The following is a 22,662-nucleotide window of genomic DNA, read 5'->3' on the forward strand; positions in this document are numbered from 1 at the left end:
ATAGGTTTTGTGTACGACTTACCACTGTATTTTCTGGAAACACCTCCATGCCCAACATCCTCCTGGTCGAAGACGACGCCGCACTCTCCGAGCTGATTGCCAGCTATCTGGAACGCAACGGCTACCACGTCTGCGTGCTCAGCCGTGGCGACCATGTGCGCGAACGTGCGCGCCTGAACCCGCCGGACCTGGTGATCCTCGACCTGATGTTGCCGGGGCTCGACGGCCTGCAGGTCTGCCGCCTGTTGCGCGCCGACTCGGCGGGCCTGCCGATCCTGATGCTGACCGCCCGCGACGACAGCCATGACCAGGTATTGGGCCTGGAGATGGGCGCCGACGACTATGTCACCAAGCCCTGCGAGCCGCGTGTACTGCTGGCCCGGGTGCGCACGCTGCTACGCCGCAGCAGCCTGTCCGAACCCCAGGTGGCCAACGACCGGATCATCATGGGCAACCTGTGCATCGACCTGTCGGAACGCACCGTGACCTGGCGCGAGCAGGCAGTGGAGCTGTCCAGCGGTGAATACAACCTGCTGGTGGTGCTGGCCCGGCATGCCGGCGAAGTGCTCAGCCGCGACCAGATCCTGCAGCGCCTGCGCGGTATCGAGTTCAACGGCACCGATCGCTCGGTGGACGTGGCGATCTCCAAGCTGCGCCGCAAGTTCGACGACCACGCGGGCGAGGCGCGCAAGATCAAGACCGTGTGGGGCAAGGGCTATCTGTTCAGCCGTTCCGAGTGGGAATGCTGAACCATGTTCCGTGTGCTGCTACGCCTCTATCTGATCACCATCGTCACTTATAGCGCGGCGATCTTCCTGATTCCCAAGCTGGTGATCCAGCTGTTCGAACACCGCTACATGGACTACAACGTCGAGCAGTCCCGTGGCCTGCAAAAACTGATGGTCAAGCAATACCAGCGCGCCCCGGTGGAGCGCTGGTCCCAGGTCACCGACCAGTTGAGCCAGGATTTCGCGCCGTTGAAGGTCGAGCTGCTGCTGCGCCAGGACGCCCGCTACACACCCCAGGAAGAACAGCTGCTGGAGCAAGGCAAGCCGGTGATCCGCCTGGGCGAGTGGGGCTGGATGGAAGAAATCAGCTCGCCCATCAACCAGCAGTTTGCGGTCAAGCTCACCGTGCCTCCGGATCCGCTGGACATGAACCTGCTGTATTGGTCGATGAACGTGCTGATCGGTGCCGCGCTGCTGGCGTGCCTGCTGGTGTGGCTGCGCCCGCACTGGCGTGACCTGGAACGCCTGAAAAGCACCGCCGCACTGCTGGGCAAGGGCCACCTGGGGGAGCGCACGCGACTGCCGCCCAGTTCGAGTATCGGCAGCCTGGCGACCGTGTTCGATACCATGGCGGACGATATCGAGCACCTGCTCAACCAGCAGCGTGATTTGCTCAATGCGGTCTCCCATGAACTGCGCACGCCGCTCACACGCCTGGACTTCGGCCTGGCCCTGGCGCTCTCCGAAGACTTGCCCGAGGCCAGCCGCGAGCGCTTGCAAAGCCTGGTGGCGCATATTCGTGAGCTGGATGAGCTGGTGCTGGAATTGTTGTCCTACAGCCGCCTGCAAAACCCGGCGCAATTGCCCGAGCGGGTAGAGGTGGCGCTGGACGAGTTTATCGACAGCGTGCTGGGCAGCGTCGACGACGAGCTGGAAAACCCGGAGATCGTCATCGATGTGGTGCTCGACTGCACGGTTGAGCGTTTCAGCCTCGACCCGCGCCTTACTGCCCGGGCGTTGCAGAATTTGCTGCGCAACGCCACCCGTTACTGCGACAAGCGCATCCAGGTGGGCGTCAAGGTGTGCCCCAACGGCTGTGAAATCTGGGTGGATGACGATGGCATCGGCATTCCGGCGGATCAGCGCGAGCGCATCTTCGAGCCGTTCTACCGCCTGGATCGCAGTCGTGACCGCGCCACCGGCGGCTTCGGCCTTGGCCTGGCGATCAGCCGACGGGCCCTGGAAGCCCAGGGCGGCACCTTGACGGCCCTGGCGTCGCCCCTGGGTGGTGCGCGGTTCCGAGTGTGGTTGCCTACTCGAGCCGATTAGAAAAACCTCGGGGAAGGGCGCACACTGTGGCCCCGCTTTACCCGAGGAGAGAATGGCAATGACTGGTGTCCACACGTCTGCTCAACAGGGTTTCTCGACCCAGGCTGTCACCTACGCCCAAGGCCGGCCGGACTATCCCCGTCAGCTGACCGGTTGGCTGGCCGAGGCGCTGCAGATCAGCGCGCAGTCGACGGTGGTCGACCTGGGCGCCGGCACCGGAAAATTCACCCGTTTGCTCAGCAGCCTGGCGCCGACGCTGATTGCGGTTGAGCCAGTGGCAGAGATGGGCGCGCAGCTAGCCAAGCTGTTGCCGGATGTACGCCTGCTCGATGGCACTGCCGAGTCCATCCCCCTGGCGTCCGCCAGCGCCGATGCACTGGTGTGTGCCCAGGCATTCCACTGGTTCTCCACTCGCGCAGCACTGGCGGAAATTCACCGTGTACTCAAGCCCGGCGGGCGACTGGGGCTGGTGTGGAATGTGCGCGATGAGTCGGTGGACTGGGTGGCGGCGATCACTGAAATCATCACCCCCTACGAGGGCGACACTCCGCGCTTCCATAGCGGGCGTTGGCGCGATGCCTTTACCGGTGAGTATTTTTCCGCCCCGCAGATGACCTGTTTTGCCTATCACCATGTGGGCAGCCCGCAGGAAGTGATCATGGATCGTTTTCTCTCTGTGAGTTTCATCGCCGCGCTGCCACCCGCGGAAAAAGCCACGGTCACCGGGCAACTGCGCACCTTGATCGACACCCATCCGGCCCTGCAAGGCCGCGATACTGTGGCTTTTCCGTATCAGACCCAGGCTTATCGATGTGAACGACTGAGCTAAAAGGCATAAAGTCAGATCACATTGGTATAAGTGGTTATAAGAAAAATCGCTATCCTGCGGCCAGAAATTTATAAGGCCGCAGGTAGCTGTAATGGATGCAGGTAATTTTGGTTTCGTGGTGGCCGGCCTGATCGTGGGGTTTATCGTGGGCATGACCGGTGTCGGCGGGGGCTCGCTGATGACGCCGATCCTGTTGTGGTTCGGTATCAACCCTGCCACTGCGGTTGGCACCGACTTGTTATATGCCGCCATCACCAAGTCCGGTGGCGTGCTGGTGCACGGCAAGAACAAGAACATCGACTGGACCATCACCGGCTGGCTGACCCTGGGCAGCGTACCGGCAGTGTTGTTGACCTTATGGTTCCTGGCCAGCCTGCACACCGACCCCAGTGCAATGAACGCCGTGATCAAACAGGCACTCGGCGTGGTCTTGCTCCTCACGGCCCTGGCGATACTGTTCAAGAAAAGCCTGTTGGCCTTTGCCCAGCGCCATGCCGGCGACGACTACCATATGCGCCCGCGCAACCTGAACGCACTGACCGTGGTCACCGGTGCGATCCTTGGCACCATGGTGGCCTTGACCTCCATCGGCGCCGGTGCCCTGGGCACAGTGGCGCTGTTTATCCTGTATCCGTTTCTGGCCACGCGGCGGCTGGTCGGCACGGAGATCGCCCACGCCGTGCCCCTGACCCTGGTGGCGGGCCTGGGGCATGCGAGCATGGGCAATATGGATTGGCACCTGCTGGGCTTTTTGCTGATGGGGTCGTTGCCGGGGATCTACTTTGGCAGTCATATGACCGGCCGCATTCCTGACGGTGTGCTGCGCCCGTGCCTGGCGGTGATGTTGATGGCCGTGGGTTACAAGCTGGCGTTCTAAGCTGCACATTTGCCCCAGTAAGTGTTGCTCCAGCAACAGCCTATCGACAAATCACTGTGATCCTCGACATTACCCGCCGGATGATCCAAGTCGGCATTTCTACTGCAACACCCGAGGCGCGGGCTTTTGCCTGAGTCTGGCACGCTTGCTGCTCCGGCACCCTTACATCCCTTTGTGTGAGGTAGTGTTCGATGAGCCAGCAAGCCGTGAAATTTGCCTATTGGGTGCCCAACGTCAGCGGTGGGCTGGTGGTGAGCAAAATTGAGCAACGTACCCATTGGGGCATCGACTACAACCGCAAACTGGCGCAACTGGCCGAAGCCGCCGGCTTCGAGTATGGCCTGACGCAGATTCGTTTCACCGCCGGTTACGGCGCCGAAAACCAGCATGAATCCGTAGCGTTCAGTCATGCGCTGCTGGCGGCGACTACCACGCTCAAAGTGATCGCGGCGATCCTGCCGGGTCCCTGGCAACCGGCGCTGGCGGCCAAGCAATTGGCGACCATCGATCAACTCACCAACGGTCGTGTCGCAGTGAATATCGTCAGTGGCTGGTTCAAAGGCGAGTTCCAGGCCATCGGCGAACCCTGGCTGGAGCACGATGAACGCTACCGTCGTTCCGAGGAATTCATCCGCGCCCTGAAAGGCATCTGGACCCAGGACGATTTCACCTTCAAGGGCGACTTCTACCGTTTCAACAACTACACCCTCAAGCCCAAGCCGTTGGGCCAACCGGAGATTTTCCAGGGCGGCAGCTCACGGGCGGCGCGGGACATGGCGGCACGGGTTTCGGACTGGTATTTCACCAACGGCAACACCCCCGAAGGCATAAAGACCCAGGTCGATGATATTCGCGCCAAGGCCGCTGCCAACCACCATTCGGTCAAGATCGGCGTGAACGCTTTTGTGATCGCCCGCGATACCGAAGAAGAAGCGCGGGCCGTGCTGGCAGAAATCATCGACAAGGCCGACCCGGAGGCCGTCAACGCCTTTGGGGATGCCGCCAAACAAGCGGGCAGGGCATCACCGGAAGGTGAGGGCAACTGGGCCAAGTCCAGCTTCGAGGACCTGGTGCAGTACAACGACGGCTTCAAGACCAACCTGATCGGCACACCACAACAGATCGCCGAGCGTATCGTCGCGCTCAAGGCCGTGGGTGTAGACCTGGTACTCGCAGGCTTCCTGCACTTTCAGGAAGAGGTGGAGTACTTCGGCAAACGTGTATTGCCGCTGGTGCGCGAATTGGAAGCCGAGGCTGGGGTCCAGCGGGTGGCCTGAGGTCACTCGTCGACGTGGCGCTGGAGTTGTCATACCCATGCCTATCGCAGCATGGGTATCGGTACAACTTGGGTACGCCACTGGACCTGTGGGAGGGGCTTGCCCCCGATGCGGTGAGTCAGCCCCAGATGTATTTACTGGCACTCCCTCATCGGGAGCAAGCCCCCTCCCACAGGGTCCAGCGGCATACTCAAAGTTGTGTAGAGACCTTTGCCTATGGCGGCAAGCCAGTGTCCACGCAGGTGTGGTGGACTCAAGCGTTGGTTTGCAAGGTCAGCACTTCAAACCCATCTGATGTTACCGCCACCGTATGCTCCCATTGCGCCGACAGGCTGTTGTCCTTGGTCACCACCGTCCAGCCGTCCTTCAGGCTGCGCACCTTGGCGCTGCCTTGGTTAAGCATCGGTTCGATGGTGAACACCATGCCCTCGCGCAACTCCAGGCCAGTGCCGGGACGGCCGAAGTGCAGGATTTGCGGTTCTTCATGCATCTGCCGACCGATGCCATGGCCGCAGTATTCGCGTACCACGCTGTAGCCGTTGGCCTGGGCGTGGCTTTGGATCGCATGACCGATATCACCCAGGCGAGCGCCAGGCTTGACCTGGCGGATGCCGGCCCACATTGCCTCGAAGGTCATGTCCACCAGGCGCCTGGCCTTGGGGGCGACGCTGCCGATCATGTACATCTTGCTGGAGTCGGCAATAAAACCGCCTTTTTCCAGGGTGATGTCGATGTTGATGATGTCGCCGTCCTTGAGGAACTGCTTGGCGCTGGGCATGCCGTGGCACACCACTTCGTTGATCGAGGTGTTGATGCAGAAGGGGTAGTCATACTGGCCCAGGCTGGCCGGGCGGGCCTTGAGTTCGTGGCGGATGAAGGCTTCGACGGCGCTGTCCAGCTCCAAAGTGGAGCGGCCGGCGACGACAAAGCCGTCGAGCATGTCGAACACCTGGGCCAACAGGCGCCCGGATTCACGCATCACGGCCAATTGCGCGGCGGTCTTGATCATCAGTTGCGCCCCCGGATCAGGTCGGGCTTGTCCAGTAACAGCTTGTTGATCAGCTCGTTGTAGGGCAGGTGCGGGTTGAGTTCGGCGAGCAGGCCGATCTTGATCCAGAACTCGGCCTGGGCGTTGATGGAACGGTCCATGGCGGCGCTGGCCAGGCGGAGCTGTTCGTGCAGTTGGTCGGTGATCTTGACGATGCCCATGAGGTTCACTATGTAGGACGAATATACAAAGCGTATACGTTTCGTATGTTCCGCGTAAACCCTACGGTGCAAATCAGGCGGTTGATAGTTGCGACATGTTGCCAAAATGAGCTTCGGCCCAGGTTGCTGTTTAATCCCAGGTGCAGGGTTAAACGTTTAATCCCAGTGGTTCGACGATTATTTAACCATTGCAGTCCGCTGCATATAACGCGACAGCTTGCTTATGAGGAAAAGTTACAACAATGCCGGGATTTGCCGAGTAGGCTTGGTGAGTACAGGCGTCTGCCAGGGTTGGCAAGACGGGGCAGGCAAGCGCCTGCCAGCCCATAACAAACTGATTGGCGGTCTCAAAAAAGGAGAGGTTGGCCATGCTTTCGGAACTGGAACTTCGCAGCATTATTGAAGGAAGTTTTCTGCCTAAACGGTGCGAATGCACCAAAGCCGAGGATGCTTCGTTGACGATCAAGGTATATGACGACCGTGACCGTGACAGGGTGGACTTGGAAGTCAAAGGTATAAACGCTGACAAACTCGACAGCAGTCGAGCCATTTGCAACCTGATCACCGGTTTGCGTGAAGACCTCAAGCATACCCAGACCCACACCCCCGCCCTGCGTCGAGCAGGAGGGCGCGGTTATTTTTAATTAAGCTTTGAATTCAAGTTGACCCAGGGCCTGGCATTCGCCAGGCCCCTTGCTATGCGCGTCAGCCCAGCTGATGACGGTACGGCAGGTCGGGTCCGTTCTTGGTACAGGTCAGCGCAGCGGCGCGAATCGCAAAACCCAGCATGCTGTCAATTTGCGCGCGCGTGAGCTGTTGCAGACCCTCCAGCGAATCCAACTGTTGCTCGGTCAGCCAGGCAATCAGTGCCGCCTGGAAGGTATCGCCGGCACCCACCGTATCGGCCATCACCACCTTGACCGCCGGCTGAGACCAGTTGCCGTGCTGGCGACTGAATACCGAAGCGCCGTCGCCGCCACGGGTGAGAAACACCAATTGGCAACGATGCTGCAGCCAGCCTTGTACTACGCTTTCCGGTGACTGGCCGGGGTAGAGCAGGTGCAAATCTTCGTCGCTGACCTTGATCAGGTCAGCATGCTGCACCAGTTGCGCCACACGCTCGCGCCACAGCTGGATATCCGGCTGCGGGTTAAGGCGCACATTCGGGTCGAGGCTGATCAGGCGCTTGCCGCTCTCGCGCTTGACCAGGTGCAGCAGAGTGTCGCCAACCGGCTGCACCACCAGGCAAAACGACCCGATATGCAGCCCACGCACCTCATCACCCAAGGTTGGCAGATGCGCCGTTTGCAGTTGGCGGTCGGCGCAGCCTTCGCCACGGAAGCTGTACTGCGGCGAACCATTGGCACCCACGGCCACCATCGCCAGGGTGGTCGGCGCGTCGAATTCCACCAGGAAGCGTTCGCTGACGCCTTCGTCCTTGAGCACCTGCAGCAAGCGGCGCCCGAGGTAATCGGTGGACACGCCGGCAAAGAACCCCGACTCAATGCCCAGGCGGCGCAGGCCCACCGCCACGTTGAACGGCGAGCCACCGGCAATGGCCTTGTAATTGAGCTTGGCCGGCTGCCCACTGGCATCTTCCTCGCTGAAAAAATCAAACAGCGCTTCACCACAAACCAGGTACATAGTCGTTCGCTCTTAAAGGGATGCCACGTGCTGTTGATAACGCTCATACGCCTGTTGATAGGCACTGACGTTGGCTGACATTGGCAGGGTGCGGCTGGCCGGGTCGATGCTCACGCATTTCTCGCACAGGCTGGTCAGGGACTCACCGGATTGGCACCAGGCCGCCTGGATCGCCGCGCCCAAGGCGGCGGCTTCGCTCTGTTCGGTACAGACCACTTCGGTGTGCATGATGTCGGCGACCATCTGCCGCCACACCGGGCTTTTCGAGCCGCCGCCGATCAGGCGGATGCGCAGGCTTTGCAGGCCGGTGTGGCGCAGCAGGTCCAGACCGTAACGCAGGCCGAACGTGGTGCCTTCGACCACGGCACGGCACAGGTTGGCGCGGGTCAGGTTGGTCATGGTCAGGCCATGCAGGCTGCCGGTGGCGTGGGGCAGGGCAGGCACGCGTTCGCCATTGAGGAACGGCAGCATGCTCACGCCATCGGCACCGATAGGCGCCTGTTCGACCAGGGCGTTAAAGGCATTCAGGTCCAATTCGAACAGCTCGCGCATCACACCGGTGGCGTTGGTCAGGTTCATGGTGCAGATCAGCGGCAGCCAGCCGCCACTCGATGAACAAAAAGTCGCCACCGAGGCCTGCGGGCTGACATTGGGCTGGTCGGCAAAGGCATAGACGGTGCCCGAGGAGCCCAGGCTCATGGTGATCACGCCGGGGGCGATATTGCCGGTGCCGATGGCGCCCATCATATTGTCGCCGCCGCCGCTGGATACCACGGCCTTGGGGTTGATGCCCAGGCGTTCAGCGATGGCCGGCAGGATCGTGCCCACCGCTTGGCCGGCTTCGATCAACTGTGGCAAGGCGGCTTCAAGGCGACCGCTGGGGTCGATGTGCTGGAGCAGCGCCACATCCCATGTGCGGCTGCGCACGTCGAAATAGCCGGTGCCGGAAGCATCGCCGTACTCGGCGCAGGCGCGGCCGGTGAGCCAGTAGTTGAGGTAGTCATGGGGCAGCAGGATATGGGCGATGCGTGCGAACACGTCCGGGTGCTGCTCGCGGGTCCAGAGCAGTTTTGACACGGTGTAGCCCGGTGCAATCGCCACGCCCAAGCGCTCCAGGGAGCCACTTTCCCCGCCCAGGTGGTGCAGCAGGCGGTCATTCTCGGGGGTGGTTTCGGTGTCGCACCACAGCTTGGCCGGGCGCAGCACTTCACCTTGCTCATCCAGCAGCACCAGGCCATGTTGCTGGCCGGATACGCCGATACCGAGGATGTCCTGGCCATCCACGCCGGCCTGTTGCAGGGCGCGGTGGGTGGCTTCGGTAAAGGCGTCCAGCCATTCCTGGGTGTGCTGCTCACGGCGGCCATTGGCGCCGCTGATCAGCGTATGCGCGGCGGCGCCCAGGCCCAGTACCTTGCCGCTGGAAGCGTCGAGGACGATGGCCTTGGTGCCTTGGGTGCCGCAGTCGATGCCGAGAAACAGGTTTTGCTGGGTCATGAGGATTTGCTCAGCAGTATTATTTTTGGATTGGTAACCCGGTCAAGTGTGGGAGGGGGCTTGCTCCCGATGGCGGTGAGTCAGTTACAGATGCATTTACTGATACACCCTCATCGGGAGCAAGCCCCTCCCACAGTTTTAATCCGGTTTGTTCAGGAGTTGTCGCAGGGTTTGGGTGACGCCTTTGTCGCGCAGGTTTGCATAGCACCGCTCAAACGCTGCCACAAACTCAGCGGACTTGGGAATAGCCGTGCCAAAAATCTCCTCCACGCCCAGCAACCGCTGGCTGATCAGTGCGTCATCACTCACCAGCCCCTGGCAGAACTCGGCCCTTGGATCGGGAATCGTGTAGCTCACGCCATTCTCATCCACACCCTTCAAATACAAGGCCCAGGCCGCGACCACCAGTGCGGCGCGTTCGGTCTCGCGGCCACCGGCAATCAAACGGTTAATGGTCGGCACGGTGAACTTGGGAAACTTCGACGAGCCATCGGAACACACGCGCTCCAACTGGTCGGCAATCGCCTGGTTGGAAAAACGCTCCACCAGGGTCTGCTTGTAGGCGGTCAGGTCGATGCCTGGCACCGGCGCCAGGTTCGGGGTGACGTCCAGGTCCATATACGCACGCATATACGCTACGAACAGCGGGTCGTTCATGGTCTCGTGGACAAACCGATAACCCTTGAGAAACCCCAGGTAGGTGAGCGCCAGGTGGCTGCCGTTGAGCAGGCCGATCTTCATCTCTTCGTAAGGCGTGACGTCATCGGTGAACTGCACGCCGACCTTTTCCCAGGCCGGGCGGCCGTTGACGAACTTGTCTTCCAGCACCCACTGCACAAACGGCTCGCACACCACCGGCCAGGCATCGTCGATGCCGTGTTCGTCATGCAATTGCAGGCGGTGAGCGGTGCTGGTCATCGGTGTGATGCGGTCGACCATGGCATTCGGAAAGCTGACATTGGCCTTGATCCAGTCATGCAGCTCGGCATTATGCAGGGCGGCGAACGCCAGCAGTGCCTTGCGGGTGACGGCGCCGTTGTGGGGCAGGTTATCGCAGGACATCACCGTGAACGCCGGCGTGCCGGCGGCGCGGCGCTGGGTCAGGGCGGCGCAGATGAAGCCGAATACGGTTTTCGGCGCCTTGGGGTGCGCCAGGTCATGCTGGATCTGCGGCAGGTGGGCCATGAACTCGCCGTTGCTGTCGTCGATGCAGTAACCACCCTCGGTGATGGTCAGCGAGACGATGCGGATCGCCGGGTCGGCCAGTTTATCGATCAGCGCCTGGGCGCCGTCTTCGGCCAGCAGCATGTCGCTGATGGCGCCGATCACACGTACTTCGGTGTCGTCGGTATCGCCCAGTTCGTACAGGGTGAACAGGTAGTCCTGGCCGGCCAGGTCGTCGCGAGCCCTGCGGTCCTCGGCACGCAGGCCGACGCCGCAAATGCTCCAGTCCAGGCCCTCGCCGGTATTCATCAAGGCGTCGGTGTAATACGCCTGGTGCGCACGGTGGAAGCCGCCGACGCCGATATGGGCAATGCCCTGGCGGGTGTCGGCAATCGCGTAGGCCGGGGTTTTCACTTCCGGCGCCAGCTGCGTGAGGTTGGCTTTATTCAGTTTCATCGGGAAATACTCGGGATCAGGCGGCAGCGCGCAGTGGGCGGGCCACGGCGACACCGTTTGTGTCGAACAGATGGCAGTGCGCCGGGTCCAGGTGCAGCTGCAGCGTCTCACCGTACTGGCTGGCCATGTCGCCGCGAATGCGCATGGTCAGCGGCTCGCCATTGGCAGTGATGACGTGGCAGAAGGTATCGCTGCCCAGGCGCTCGCCGACGTCGGCGGTGACGGTCAGGGTGGTTTGCCCCGGCGCAGCGATTTCCAGGTGCTCCGGACGGATCCCCAGGGTCACCTCACTGCCGACGCTCAAGGTGGCGCCGCTCAACGGCAGGCTGATCAGGGTGCCGGCGTCCAGTTGAACCTCGCAGCCCTGGCTCTCGATGCGGGTGACCTTGCCCTTGAGGAAACCCATCTTCGGCGTGCCGAGAAACCCGGCCACAAACAGGTTGGCCGGCTGGTGATACAGCTCCAGCGGCGAGCCGACCTGTTCGATACGGCCACTGTTGAGCACCACCACCTTGTCGGCCAGGGTCATGGCTTCAACCTGGTCGTGGGTCACGTAGATCATGGTGGCTTGCAGCTCTTTATGCAGGCGCGCCAGTTCCAGGCGCATCTGCACGCGCAGCGCGGCGTCGAGGTTGGACAGCGGCTCGTCGAACAGGAAGATCTTCGGGTTGCGCACTATCGCCCGGCCGATCGCCACGCGCTGGCGCTGGCCGCCGGATAGTTGCTTGGGCTTGCGCTCCAGCAGCGGACCCAGCTCGAGGATGCGCGCCGCTTCGCTGACTTTGCTGTCTACCAGCTTCTTGTCGACGCCGGCCAGGTCGAGGGCAAACGACATGTTCTTGCGCACGCTCATGTGCGGGTACAGCGCGTAGGTCTGGAACACCATGGCCAGGTCGCGCTTGGCCGGGGTCACTTCGGTGATGTCGCGGCCATCGAGTTCGATGGTGCCGTCGCTGACTTCCTCAAGGCCCGCGATCAGGCGCAGCAAGGTGGATTTACCGCAACCCGACGGGCCGACGAACACCACGAACTCTTTGTCGTTCACTTCAAGGTCAATGCCCTTGATGATGGAAAAGCCTTCGAAACCTTTTTGCAGATTCTTGATTTTCAGGTTGGCCATGATGGGCCTCCTTTTCGCAATTTTTATAAGAAGCCGTTATTTGACGGCGCCGAAGGACAAACCGCGCACCAGCTGTTTCTGGCTGATCCAGCCAAAGATCAGGATCGGCGCGCAGGCCAGGGTCGAGACGGCGGACAACTTGGCCCAGAACAAACCTTCGGGACTTGAGTAGGAGGCGATCAGTGCGGTCAGCGGCGCGGCGCTCGACGAGGTCAGGTTCAGCGACCAGAACGCCTCGTTCCAGCACAGGATCAACGACAGCAGTACCGTGGAGGCCAGGCCACCCTTGGCAATCGGCAGCAGCACGCGGACCATTTCCTGCCACAGGGTGGCGCCATCCAGGCGTGCGGCTTCGAGGATGTCCTTGGGGATGTCCTTGAAGTAGGTGTACACCATCCACACCACAATCGGCAGGTTGATCAGGGTGTAGATGATGATCAGCGCGATGCGCGTATCCAGCAGGCCAAAGCTCTTGGCCAGCAGGTAGATCGGCATCAGCACGCCCACCGGTGGCAGCATCTTGGTCGACAGCATCCACAGCAGCGTGCCCTTGGTGCGCTGGGTTTCATAGAACGCCATGGAGTAGGCGGCCGGCACCGAGATCAGCAGGCACAGGGCAGTGGCGCTGAAGGAAATCACCACCGAGTTCCAGGCGTAGGCGAAGTAGTTGCTGCGTTCGTTGATGTGCAGGTAGTTCTCCAGCGTCGGCGTGAAGATGAACTGCGGCGGGGTGGCGAACGCGTCGATTTCAGTCTTGAAGCTGGTCAGTACCATCCAGAAGATCGGGAAGAAAATCAGGATCGCGATGGCCCAGGCCAATGTGCCGAGCAGCAGGCTTTGCAGGCGGCGGGATTGTTGAAGCGTCATGGCGCGGCCCTCAAGGCTTGTCAGTCAGGTTTTTGCCGATCATCCGCACCAGGATGATCGCCGCGATATTGGCGATGACCACGGCAATCAAGCCGCCGGCCGAGGCCATGCCCACGTCGAACTGCACCAGCGCCTGGTTGTAGATCAGGTAGGCGAGGTTGGTCGAGGCGTAACCCGGGCCACCGTTGGTGGTGGTGAAGATCTCCGCGAACACCGAGAGCAGGAAGATTGTTTCGATCATCACCACCACCGCAATCGGGCGCGCCAGGTGGGGCAGGGTGAGGTGCCAGAAGATCGCAATGGCGCCGGCACCGTCCAGGCGTGCGGCTTCCTTCTGTTCCTGGTCCAGGGACTGCATCGCGGTCATCAGCAGCAGGATCGCGAAGGGCAGCCATTGCCACGACACAATGATGATGATCGACAGCAGCGGGTAATGCGCCAGCCAGTCCACCGGCTCGGCCCCGAAGAACTTCCACACCGCAGCGAGAATCCCCGACACCGGGTGGAAAATCAGGTTCTTCCAGATCAGCGCCCCGACGGTGGGCATGATGAAGAACGGCGAAATCAGCAGCACCCGGACGATGCCGCGCCCGAGGAACTCACTGGCCTCCAGCAGGGCACTGATCAACACGCCGAACACCACGCTGATCAGCAACACACTGCCCACCAGCAGCAACGTATTGGTGGCGCCGGGCAGGAAGCCCGAATCGGTGATGAAGTAGGTAAAGTTCTCCAGCCCCACGAATTGGTTTTCGCCGGGGTAAAGCAGGTTGTAGCGGATCAGCGAGAAGTACAGGGTCATGCCCAGGGGCACAATCATCCACAGCAGCAACAAGGCCACCGAGGGGCTGACAAGGAACCAGCCGGGGTTGGCCAGGCGGTTTTTGGCGGGTGTATTCATTAGAATCAAGACCAGTCAGATACGAATCGGAGCGCGGTCAGTGTGGGAGGGGGCTTGCTCCCGATAGCGGTGTATCAGTCACACAATCATCAACTGGTAGATTGCTATCGGGAGCAAGCCCCCTCCCACATTTGACTGTGGTGAAGGCCGGGGTTACTTGGGGTAACCAGCCCGCTTCATTTCACGCTCGGTGGTGGTCTGCGCTGCGGTCAATGCAGCATCGACGGTCTGCTGACCGGTCAATGCACCGGAGAAGAACTTGCCCACCTGAGTACCAATCGCCTGGAACTCAGGAATGGTCACCAGCTGGATCCCGATATACGGCACCGGCTTCTCGGTCGGCTTGGTCGGGTCTGCCACTTTCAGCGATTCCAGGGTCACCTTGGCAAACGGCGCCGCCTGCATGTACTCATCGCTATAGGTGGATTTGCGCGTACCTGGCGGCACATTGGCAATGCCGTCGGTCTTGGCCACAAGCTGGCTGTATTCCTTGGACGTGGCCCAGGTGGTGAATACCTTGGCGGCATCCTTGGCCTTGGAACTGGTCGGGATCGCCAGGGACCAGGAGTACAACCACGACGTGCCCTTGTCGGTCTTCTCGTGGGGCGCGAAGGTGAAGCCGACATGCTCGGAGACCTTGCTCTGGCTCTTGTCGGTAACAAACGAGCCCGCCACGCTGGCGTCCACCCAGATCGCGCACTTGCCACTGTTGAACAGCGCCAGGTTTTCGTTGAAGCCGTTGCTGGAGGCACCCGGCGGGCCGGATTTCTTCATGTTGTCGACGTAGAAGTTCAGCGCATCCTTCCATTCGGGGCCGTTGAATTGCGGCTGCCATTTCTCATCGAACCAGCGCGCCCCGTAGCCGTTGGCCAGGGTGGTGATCAGCGCCATGTTCTCACCCCAACCGGCTTTGCCACGCAGGCACAGGCCGTATTGCTCTTTGGATTTGTCGGTGAGTTTGGCCGCGTATTCGCCGATTTGGGTCCAAGTCGGGTGTTCGGGCATGTTCAGCCCGGCGTCTTTGAACAGGTCGGTGCGGTAATAGGTGATCGAGCTTTCGGCATAGAACGGCAGGGCGTACAGCGAGCCCTTGACCGACAAACCGTCACGCACCGAAGGGAACACATCGTCGAGGTCGTAGGAAGCCGGCAAATCCTTCATCGGCTCCAGCCAACCCTTGGCACCCCAGAGTGCGGCTTCGTACATGCCGATGGTCAACACATCGAACTGCCCGCCCTGGGTGGCAATGTCGGTGGTCAGGCGTTGGCGCAGTACGTTTTCCTCAAGCACCACCCAGTTCAACTTGATCTCCGGATGCTCGGCCTCGAAGGTTTTCGACAGCTTTTGCATGCGGATCATGTCGCTGTTATTGACGGTGGCAATGGTCAGGGTTTGCGCGCCAAAGCTGACGGCGCTGAGGGTCATGCATGCTGTCATGCAGGTCGAGGCAAGCAGTACTTTTGCTGTGAACTTCATCGCGCACTCCATTTCCGCGCCCAGAGGCTACGGAAGGACAGTTATTGTTGTTGTGTCTTCCTACAGGGAGCCAGGAAGAGTGTGCGTTGATTACAGCCTTCAAATGCGCCTGTGACAAATCCTTGGGAACACTGGGACTGATACTTTTTTGCACTCGGTATGATCGTTCCCACGCTCCGCGTGGTAATGCTGCCCGGGACGCTCTGCGTCCCGGGTGACGCAGAGCGTCACGGTATGCATGCCCACGCTGAGCGTGGGAACGATCAGTGCTGGGTTTAACGCTCGATATCAGCCAGTGCTCGCTCAGCCAACAACCGCGACACCTCGATCAACTGGGCAATACCCAGCGCGCCTTCTCGTCGCGAGCCGTCGAGATCAAAGGCGAAATCACAGGTGAGGGCGTGGGCGGAGGCGAGTGATTCGCTGAGGTTGACCAGTAGGTCTTGAGTGCAGATACCGTCTTATTACCTCCGCCGCTTATGACTAAAATGGATCGAATCAACGTCCATAAATTGTTTGGAGAACCTTATGAGTCGAAGGAGTCGATTAAAATTTTAAGATATCGGGGGTACGGTGGTAGCGACATCTATCGCATGGATGATTTTGGTTATCCAAGTGTTTATCTCGGATTTCAATATCGTAATGACGATATGGTGTGCAGCCTGCGCTTCTATCTGAATAATACACGCCATAACTTAACGTGCTCTAAAAACGAAAGTCGACTAAATAATAACTTTCCCGGGCGCAACGCGTGGGAACGATCAAATCATGCAGGGTTGGAGAAAAAAGGGCGCTGCACAAGCGCTACGCCCTGATCCGTAGCTGGGTTTGTCAACTTATAATGGTTGGGACATTTTTTTAACGCTTTCTATTGGCCAATTATTCTTGACAAGATTGTTGGGATTGAAGGTAGACATTCCATAGATCGGTTTTGAGCCGGTACCAAAGTGGATTTGACTGCTACCAATTTCGCCGTTCTTCAGGAGCTTCGGCATCCCTCTTTTCATTGCTCTTTCAGATTCGAACTTAGCAAGTCCGTAGTTGGGTTCGTAACAGTACCAGATCTTTTTGCTGATATTTGTGGGGTCAACCCTCACACCCACGACCATTGCATGATCCTGCGCACTGATGATCCAAGTGGTTGTCTCCGTTGCCCCGCTCATCTTCTTGATGATGTTGTCATAGGGGACAAGAGATCCGGCCCCTCCGTGAAGTTCTTTTGCAAACATCATCGTCTCTTCAAGTTTCGAAAGATTCTCAAGGAATGCGGCGTTAGCGGGAAGAGCCGGCCTTGCTGCGGCAGTGATCAGGTTATCAAACAACGTATTTTCCGAGCCATCCATTATGGCCATCGCCATTGCTGTGGAAAGCCCGGCACACTCGCCAGGCGAGGAAAGGCGCGTTAGAGAAAGATAAAATGTCTGTGGCATTGCGCGAACGGTGCCTCCCGCTGCTTTCATTTCGAGCATGAAGCCTTCGGACATCCTTTGAAAGGCATCCATTTTTATTTTTTCCCTTTGCCGAATCAAACTGCCTATCTGTTCAGCATTGAATTCGGATTCGGAAATAAGTTTTGCGATACTTTCCGGCCCCATGTTTGGAGTGTAGCCCGGTATTTTGTCAAGGTTTACTTTGTCGTAGCCTTCCTTATAGCCCGCCTCTTTACGAGCTGCGGTCACTTTGTTTTCAAAGTTCTTAATCAGCTCTTTTTCGGCCTCTTCGTCTCGGGGTAACACGTTAAAGAGCGGATTTTTTCTGTCGCTTACCGGTGCAAACTCTCCCAATGCAGGCCCCTCAGCCTCCAAAGTCCTGGCGTTGTAGGCGTACCATTCGTCATCTTGAAAAATAGCGCTGACCTTGGTCGTTTCCTGAGCATCTGCAGCGATGAAACCGTCAGCCATATTCTCCCGCAGCGAAAATTTTCCGCCAGAGCCTTGCATACGACCGGTCGCATTGAGCGACTCAGAAGTACTAAGCGCAGTCATATCCGTGAGTTCAATACTTTCGGCTTCTTTAGCCCCGAACCGCTCGATGAAGCCGGCGGAGATCTTGGTAGCGGCCCAGGATCCGCCGGCTTTAACCATGGACCACAGTTTTCCGGTGCCCTCGGTCGCTAAAAGAATCGCGACATCAACGGCGAGATCTATACCCGCCTTGAAGAATTCACCGTGGTAAATGTCCTCAACAGTTTTAGTGCCTGGCAAGGAATGCCAAATGGCCTTGAAGAAATCACTCGGCTCCACGGCGGTTTCAAGGGTATTGCTGAACCAATTGCGGTGCAGATTGATAAATTGTGTTTTATTCAGGTAGGTCGAGTCGACCATCACTTTGGCAAGCTTCGATATTCGACTGCGCTCATAGTCGGGAGAAAGCTCATCATTTTCGTTGTGGGCGGGAAGTAAAACCTCCAACGGCCAAGGCTCATCATTATCACCGAGCAGGTGTTGGTCAGTGATTGTTAATACAACCTCTGATTTAATGTCTTTTTTGGGTTCAGCGCCACTCTTGAAGGCTTCAGCATCGAGGGTTAGGCTGACTTTTTCGCCGATAGGTGTGGATGGATCAATGTCGGCAATCCTTACGATCTGGCCCGATGCCGGGTACACAGCGAAATCTCTCCTGACGCCCTTGTAGACAGAGGTCATCACCATTCCGCTGCCGGAAGAACTTTCCACGTTCAAGAACTCTACGGCGCCGTAGACGACACTATTGCGCTCTTCAACCGGCAGGTTTCTCACCATGTCTTCGAATAGGATAACGGTATGGCGTCTGCGCTGTTTGAAATCGGCCTTGATACTGTTGTCGAATTCATCATTGACGACGGGGAAGTCGGGTTCGTTTGCTCTTTTGCGCAGGCGTTCAAAGTCTACATGCTTGCCTTCCTGTATCCAGCTTTCACCCAACCTGCCAGCTTCATAGATTTCTGCGAGGCTATAGTGGTACCCACTGACCAGTCCACCGGCGAAACTTTCTATCATATATCTACTTTCATAATCGATATCAGTGCCAAATTCCTCTCTTAAGGTCTTAAGCGTCATCGCTCTTCTGTTCGGGGGCTCAACGCTTTTCAGCCAGTTCCTGGCTTCGGCGGTGTCTTTCATCTGCGTCTGAAGCTTCGTCTGGCTGTTTTTTAACTGTTCCAGCGTGTAATTGTCTTTGTTTAGGTTGTCGTTGATCGCGGCCCAATCCAGCAGTGGGTTCATTTGTGAGTAGCTTTCAATGCTCGCTTCAAGTGCTGAAAGAGGCCGGATGCTGTCATGATCCATGACCTGTTGGTAAGTCATGTTTGCAGTAGCCGCAGGGGAAGACCAATTGATCCGATTGGTCGCCACTGTTGCTCTGTACATCTCTTTGGAACCAACAGTCACTGTATTCGGTATCCCAGCCAGCAGCAGTTGTGGCGCTGTACCCAGTATTAACAAGCGCGACACAGCCGGCACAAGTTCAGCGGGGATTTTTTTCTCAGTAAGCAGGTGGTGATTGAACTTTTCAATAACATAAGAGGCCGTGCGCCCCGAATTATCAATTCCCATTAAATCAACACCCGCGACGGTTTTGTGTTGGATGCCAGCGGTGGGGTCGAGCTCTAGCACAAGTGCGGTCAATAGCCATTGCTTCAAGCTGGTAGAAGTTGGCGACCCCTTCATTTCGGTTTGTAGGTTCGTCGCGAATTCAAGCGCCTTGTCGCTGGAGAGCAGTTGTTCCAGTGCTTGAGCCGGGTCGGTGCTCAAGTTGGTGACGCCGGTATTCAGGTAGCTGAGGAGGCTCGGTTCACTGCCAATGGATTTCTTGACAAGCTCGGTGACCTGGCTGCGCTGATCTGCACTCAATGGGATATCTGTGGAGAGGAATCCCCAATAATTACCCAAGGCGGGAGATCGTGGGATCGGGGTCTGTAACGCCTTCAGTAAATTTGCTCTTTCAGCGGTCGTATTTACGGTGTACCAGTTCTGGTCTATCAGAAACTGCCGCAATGTCGTCATGCCTTTAGGCTGGTGAGTTGAGTCCGGGTCGACAACGAAGCGGGTATCGTCGTTATCCACATCGTCTTTTTTCAATTGAGCGATTAATGCATAGCGGTCGTTGCTATCGCCCAGTGCGGTTTTTTGCCGGTTCAGCCAGTTCACGACTTTTTGTGGGTTACCGGGGTATTCAGGGAACTGTCGAGTGCTTCCCATCAGCGCAATCTGTTGTTCGAATTCCGAGCTGCTGGGGTCGCCATTGACGCCATAAAAATTGGCCACCCATTGGTAGGGCACGCTGCTGTTACTCGCGTGAGGGAGTGTGATCGGCTGCCCGTGGACAGCAAATGCTTGAGCGGCCGCCAATACAGGCGTGAGCACGTCAAAATGCTCGGGGTATTGTTGCCCGAAGTCGGTGGCGGTAAAGCGTTGCTCAACGCCATTGACCTTAGCGATCAATGCTTTGTCTGTTGGGTCGTATCGCAGGGAGGTCAGGTCGATATTCTGTTGGCTGGCCCATTCGATGAAACCATGACCCTTGAGCGCTTTGCCCAAGTAATCCCACCACTGGCCAAACAGGCTGTTGGTCGGGATCGGTTGGATGGTTTTTGATGTGGCCTGGCTCGGGGCTGTTTTCAACTCTAGCATCGCACGGTGCAATGTTGTTGCCAGTTCACTTTCGGCGTTCGCCAACACGTCGGCGCGGGTCTCTTCAGTTTCTACTGGTTCTACTGGCGTGATGTTGTTGGCTTTGACGGCGGCGGCCAGCGTTTCAAGTGATGAGGGAGAAAGCGGCCTGTCTGCCAGTTGCTGCGTCATGGCCTGCTGGTGCCTCTTCACTGCGGCGGAAACGGGATCGCTGGGCGCTGGGTCGATCAACGCCTTGAAACCTTTGTTTTGGTTCATCTCATCTATGCGACCCAGCGTGTTCACAAGCTGACGTTGCTCCCAGCCCCGTTGTTGAGTGTCCTCTTGGTGAGGAAGCGGTTCGTTGTAAAACGCCATGACCTCATACAGGGGCGCAGACTTCCTGGTCGGGTAAGTAATGTCATCCTCAGAACCGGCGGCCATCAGTTGCACCGCGTCCTGTATCTCGACCCAAACATCGGCCCAACCGGACACATCGTTCAAGGAGAATGTGGTGTTTACGCCATTCACTTGGCCCGTGAGCACACCGCTGACTGGGTTGATGCGCACGCTGGTGGGGTCGAGGTTGTTGTCTTGGGCAAAGGTGGTAAACGTGCTGCCGGTCAACGCGGCTAGCAGGTTTTTGCGCACCAGATTGAAGGTTGAATACTCCGGAATGTCCGGCAGGGTGACCGAAGTCTCGTAGTCACTCGCTTCAGGAACCAGTTTCATCAACCCCTGGCTAACCAACTGTGCCAGCTCCTTATCGGCTTCTTGAACCTTTTCTCGCGCCGTCAAAGGTGTGAACCTATCAAGTAAATCGCCCAGGGCGTGCGGCGGTAGATCGACGATCCATTGCTGGGCTTCGCGCTGGCGCTGTTTGATCGGAGCGTCGAACGGGTCGGAGCTGCTTAACGCCTTGAATCCTCCTTCGTGCAAGAGGCGCCCCACAGCGGATAGTGTGTCGTTGCTTTTTATGCTGCCCAGTTGCAAACCATAGAACTCGGCGACGTTCTTTGCCAATGCCTGATCTCGACCATAAAACGAGATTTCAGGATAGCGTGAAGTCATTAACTTCTTTGCGGCGGCTAAAACAGCGCTTGAGGCGGCTGACCACTCTGGATCATTGCGCTCGAAGAAATGGGTAAAACCACCGTCTGATTTTTCGGTCAGCTCCCCGTTGGCGCCAATGATCAGTTTTGAAATGTCGAGCAACTTGGCTTCGGCAAACGATTTGAAAGGTTCCGATTCCAGCGCATCGGCTAGCTCAGACCAGAGCTTGCCGAAGGTAGAATGTGGCGGGATGACGACTTTTTCTTGCTCATCTCTGGGGCTCCGGGTTTCGCTAGCAAGCCGCTGACGGATCAAGCTGTTGGCAACACTCTTGGCCAGCTCGCGGTCATCTCGCTCAACCAGAGCCTCGGCGAACTTGCGGATCGACTCGACGCGTGGATCAGGTGTACGTGCCGGGTTTTGCAAATCTCGCCGTGAGCGCGACAAGATAGGGGGAACGTTCTGTTTGCTGGGGGGCGGGCTGTCGACGGTTTCTGAAGTCGGCGCGGGGCTGTTTTTCTGCGACTTTAGCGCATTTGGGTCTGCGAATCGCGGGAGTGCGGTGTGAAAGTGGGATGGCTGAAACTTGATCATCAAGCTACCTTTTTAGCTGTATGTCAGAAAAAACATCCCGCGACGCATGAAAAGTGGCGGTGATGCCTTCGCTGAGTGACAGAAGGGCCGATGAAGTTCCTCAATCGATGGGTTGCAACCAGCTGTTTCAGCAGCATTATTTTTCGAGGTATGTCACTGCAGTTCGCTTCAAGCCAGGTTCTGTTCAGTAAGCAGCTGCACCGCCATGCGCCGGTAGTGTGAAGGCGTCATGCCTTTAAGCTGTTGAAAGCGCCGGTTGAAGTTGGAGATATTGTTAAACCCCGATTCAAAGCACACGTCCGTCACAGCCCTATCGCCATCAGCCAGCAATTCGCAGGACTTGCTGATCCGCAGCCGATTGACGAATGATCGTTCCCACGCTTCGCGTGGGAACGATCACTGCTGGGTTTAACGCTCGAGATCAGTCAGTACACGCTCAGCCAACAACCTAGACACCTCGATCAACTGGGCAATACCCAGCGCGCCTTCGCGCCGCGAGCCGTCGAGCTCAAAGGCGAAATCGCAGGTGAGGGCGTGGGCAGAGGCGAGGGATTCGCTGAGGTTGACCAGAAGGTCTTGAGTGCAGATGCCGTCTTTCACGGTGAATAGCACGCTGGGTGCTGGATCGATTGGGGGATTTGGGGTGGTTTTGATCATGGTGAAACTCCTGATTTAAGTGGAGCTACCACTGATCGCCGCGACGCGATCGGGTGGTAGCTGTACGCAGGTTCGCGGACCGGAATCAGGAAACCGGCATACCCGAAGGTATCCCGCGCACAGCCACCATAAGGCCGCACAGTAGACGATAAAAAGGCGTCAACTGAAAGCGGAAATGGCACTTTGCGCCTGATTATACCGGGCCGCGACGCCCAACCGCTGCTTGTGCAGCGGTGTACGGAGACTAGAGATTGAGTGTCCTAGGGACAACCTCAAATCCTTGTCAGACGTTTCTGCATTTCCCAATACCTAGCCGAACGGACAGTTGTTTGGCTTTGTACCCGTCAGCACCATCTTCCTTGCGCCATTTCGGCGCCATCCCTCTGCATAACTCAACG

19 protein-coding genes and 1 pseudogene are annotated in these 22,662 nt (G+C 58.3%); 7 read left to right on the top strand and 13 right to left on the bottom strand.

What is annotated here, in order from left to right:
• The first annotated feature begins 47 nt into the window (after positions 1–47).
• The 5 genes from QYQ93_RS13325 to sfnG all read left to right on the top strand — a co-directional run bounded on the left by QYQ93_RS13325 (position 48) and on the right by sfnG (position 5,040).
• On the top strand, positions 48–749 hold the full coding sequence (locus QYQ93_RS13325; protein WP_043051055.1) for a response regulator transcription factor: 702 nt from the start codon (positions 48–50) through the stop codon (positions 747–749).
• A gap of 3 nt (positions 750–752) precedes the next feature.
• A complete protein-coding gene (locus tag QYQ93_RS13330; RefSeq protein WP_338477163.1) occupies positions 753–2,057 on the top strand; it encodes an ATP-binding protein in 1,305 nt (434 codons plus the stop codon).
• Between the two features lie 58 nt (positions 2,058–2,115).
• Positions 2,116–2,886 (top strand): class I SAM-dependent methyltransferase, encoded by a 771-nt coding sequence (locus QYQ93_RS13335; protein WP_043051057.1) that lies wholly within the window; start codon positions 2,116–2,118, stop codon positions 2,884–2,886.
• Positions 2,887–2,977: 91 nt separating this feature from the next.
• Positions 2,978–3,763: a sulfite exporter TauE/SafE family protein gene (locus QYQ93_RS13340; protein WP_043051058.1), complete on the top strand. Its 786-nt coding sequence runs from the start codon at positions 2,978–2,980 to the stop codon at positions 3,761–3,763.
• A gap of 191 nt (positions 3,764–3,954) precedes the next feature.
• Complete coding sequence (sfnG, locus tag QYQ93_RS13345; protein ID WP_043051059.1) at positions 3,955–5,040, top strand: dimethylsulfone monooxygenase SfnG; 1,086 nt, start codon at positions 3,955–3,957, stop codon at positions 5,038–5,040.
• Positions 5,041–5,293: 253 nt separating this feature from the next.
• On the opposite strand, the gene map is transcribed toward sfnG, so the two are convergent.
• Positions 5,294–6,049, bottom strand: a complete 756-nt coding sequence (gene map / locus QYQ93_RS13350; RefSeq protein ID WP_338477165.1) for a type I methionyl aminopeptidase — start codon at positions 6,047–6,049, stop codon at positions 5,294–5,296.
• A complete protein-coding gene (locus QYQ93_RS13355) occupies positions 6,049–6,249 on the bottom strand; it encodes a ParD-like family protein (RefSeq protein ID WP_043051061.1) in 201 nt (66 codons plus the stop codon). Before QYQ93_RS13355 ends, map begins: the two co-directional genes overlap by 1 nt.
• A gap of 368 nt (positions 6,250–6,617) precedes the next feature.
• Here QYQ93_RS13355 and QYQ93_RS13360 point away from each other — a divergent pair, with 368 nt between their 5' ends.
• Complete coding sequence (locus QYQ93_RS13360; protein ID WP_043051062.1) at positions 6,618–6,893, top strand: DUF1652 domain-containing protein; 276 nt, start codon at positions 6,618–6,620, stop codon at positions 6,891–6,893.
• Between the two features lie 61 nt (positions 6,894–6,954).
• On the opposite strand, the gene QYQ93_RS13365 is transcribed toward QYQ93_RS13360, so the two are convergent.
• The 8 genes from QYQ93_RS13365 to QYQ93_RS13400 form a co-directional block, all read right to left on the bottom strand.
• On the bottom strand, positions 6,955–7,893 hold the full coding sequence (locus QYQ93_RS13365) for a carbohydrate kinase (RefSeq protein WP_338477166.1): 939 nt from the start codon (positions 7,891–7,893) through the stop codon (positions 6,955–6,957).
• Between the two features lie 12 nt (positions 7,894–7,905).
• Positions 7,906–9,387, bottom strand: a complete 1,482-nt coding sequence (gene xylB, locus QYQ93_RS13370; RefSeq protein ID WP_338477167.1) for a xylulokinase — start codon at positions 9,385–9,387, stop codon at positions 7,906–7,908.
• A gap of 138 nt (positions 9,388–9,525) precedes the next feature.
• Complete coding sequence (locus QYQ93_RS13375; protein ID WP_338477168.1) at positions 9,526–11,007, bottom strand: mannitol dehydrogenase family protein; 1,482 nt, start codon at positions 11,005–11,007, stop codon at positions 9,526–9,528.
• 16 nt (positions 11,008–11,023) lie between these two features.
• Positions 11,024–12,127: an ABC transporter ATP-binding protein gene (locus QYQ93_RS13380; RefSeq protein WP_043051066.1), complete on the bottom strand. Its 1,104-nt coding sequence runs from the start codon at positions 12,125–12,127 to the stop codon at positions 11,024–11,026.
• A gap of 36 nt (positions 12,128–12,163) precedes the next feature.
• A complete protein-coding gene (locus tag QYQ93_RS13385) occupies positions 12,164–12,994 on the bottom strand; it encodes a carbohydrate ABC transporter permease (RefSeq protein WP_005788583.1) in 831 nt (276 codons plus the stop codon).
• A gap of 10 nt (positions 12,995–13,004) precedes the next feature.
• Positions 13,005–13,895 carry a carbohydrate ABC transporter permease gene (locus QYQ93_RS13390; protein WP_043051067.1) on the bottom strand — a complete coding sequence of 297 codons (891 nt, stop codon included), beginning with the start codon at positions 13,893–13,895 and terminating at the stop codon, positions 13,005–13,007.
• A 153-nt stretch (positions 13,896–14,048) separates the two neighbouring features.
• Positions 14,049–15,371 carry an ABC transporter substrate-binding protein gene (locus QYQ93_RS13395; protein ID WP_043051068.1) on the bottom strand — a complete coding sequence of 441 codons (1,323 nt, stop codon included), beginning with the start codon at positions 15,369–15,371 and terminating at the stop codon, positions 14,049–14,051.
• Positions 15,372–15,646: 275 nt separating this feature from the next.
• The gene (locus QYQ93_RS13400) at positions 15,647–15,826 is read right to left on the bottom strand and encodes a DUF6124 family protein (RefSeq protein WP_338477255.1); all 180 of its coding nucleotides are present in this window, start codon (positions 15,824–15,826) and stop codon (positions 15,647–15,649) included.
• Between QYQ93_RS13400 and QYQ93_RS28580 the strand changes: the two genes are divergently transcribed.
• Positions 15,815–16,186: a DUF6392 family protein gene (locus tag QYQ93_RS28580; RefSeq protein ID WP_422394047.1), complete on the top strand. Its 372-nt coding sequence runs from the start codon at positions 15,815–15,817 to the stop codon at positions 16,184–16,186. The genes QYQ93_RS13400 and QYQ93_RS28580 overlap by 12 nt on opposite strands.
• 21 nt (positions 16,187–16,207) lie before the next feature.
• Here QYQ93_RS28580 and QYQ93_RS13405 read toward each other — a convergent pair whose 3' ends face one another.
• From QYQ93_RS13405 to QYQ93_RS13415, 3 genes and pseudogenes are all read right to left on the bottom strand, one after another.
• Positions 16,208–21,607: a hypothetical protein gene (locus QYQ93_RS13405; RefSeq protein ID WP_338477169.1), complete on the bottom strand. Its 5,400-nt coding sequence runs from the start codon at positions 21,605–21,607 to the stop codon at positions 16,208–16,210.
• A 168-nt stretch (positions 21,608–21,775) separates the two neighbouring features.
• Positions 21,776–21,973, bottom strand: a pseudogene (locus tag QYQ93_RS13410) (helix-turn-helix domain-containing protein); the annotation flags it as partial.
• Positions 21,974–22,015: 42 nt separating this feature from the next.
• Positions 22,016–22,264: a DUF6124 family protein gene (locus tag QYQ93_RS13415; RefSeq protein WP_338477170.1), complete on the bottom strand. Its 249-nt coding sequence runs from the start codon at positions 22,262–22,264 to the stop codon at positions 22,016–22,018.
• Between the last annotated feature and the right edge of the window lie 398 nt (positions 22,265–22,662).

This window comes from Pseudomonas khavaziana, assembly GCF_036704165.1.
Classification (GTDB): domain Bacteria; phylum Pseudomonadota; class Gammaproteobacteria; order Pseudomonadales; family Pseudomonadaceae; genus Aquipseudomonas; species Aquipseudomonas khavaziana.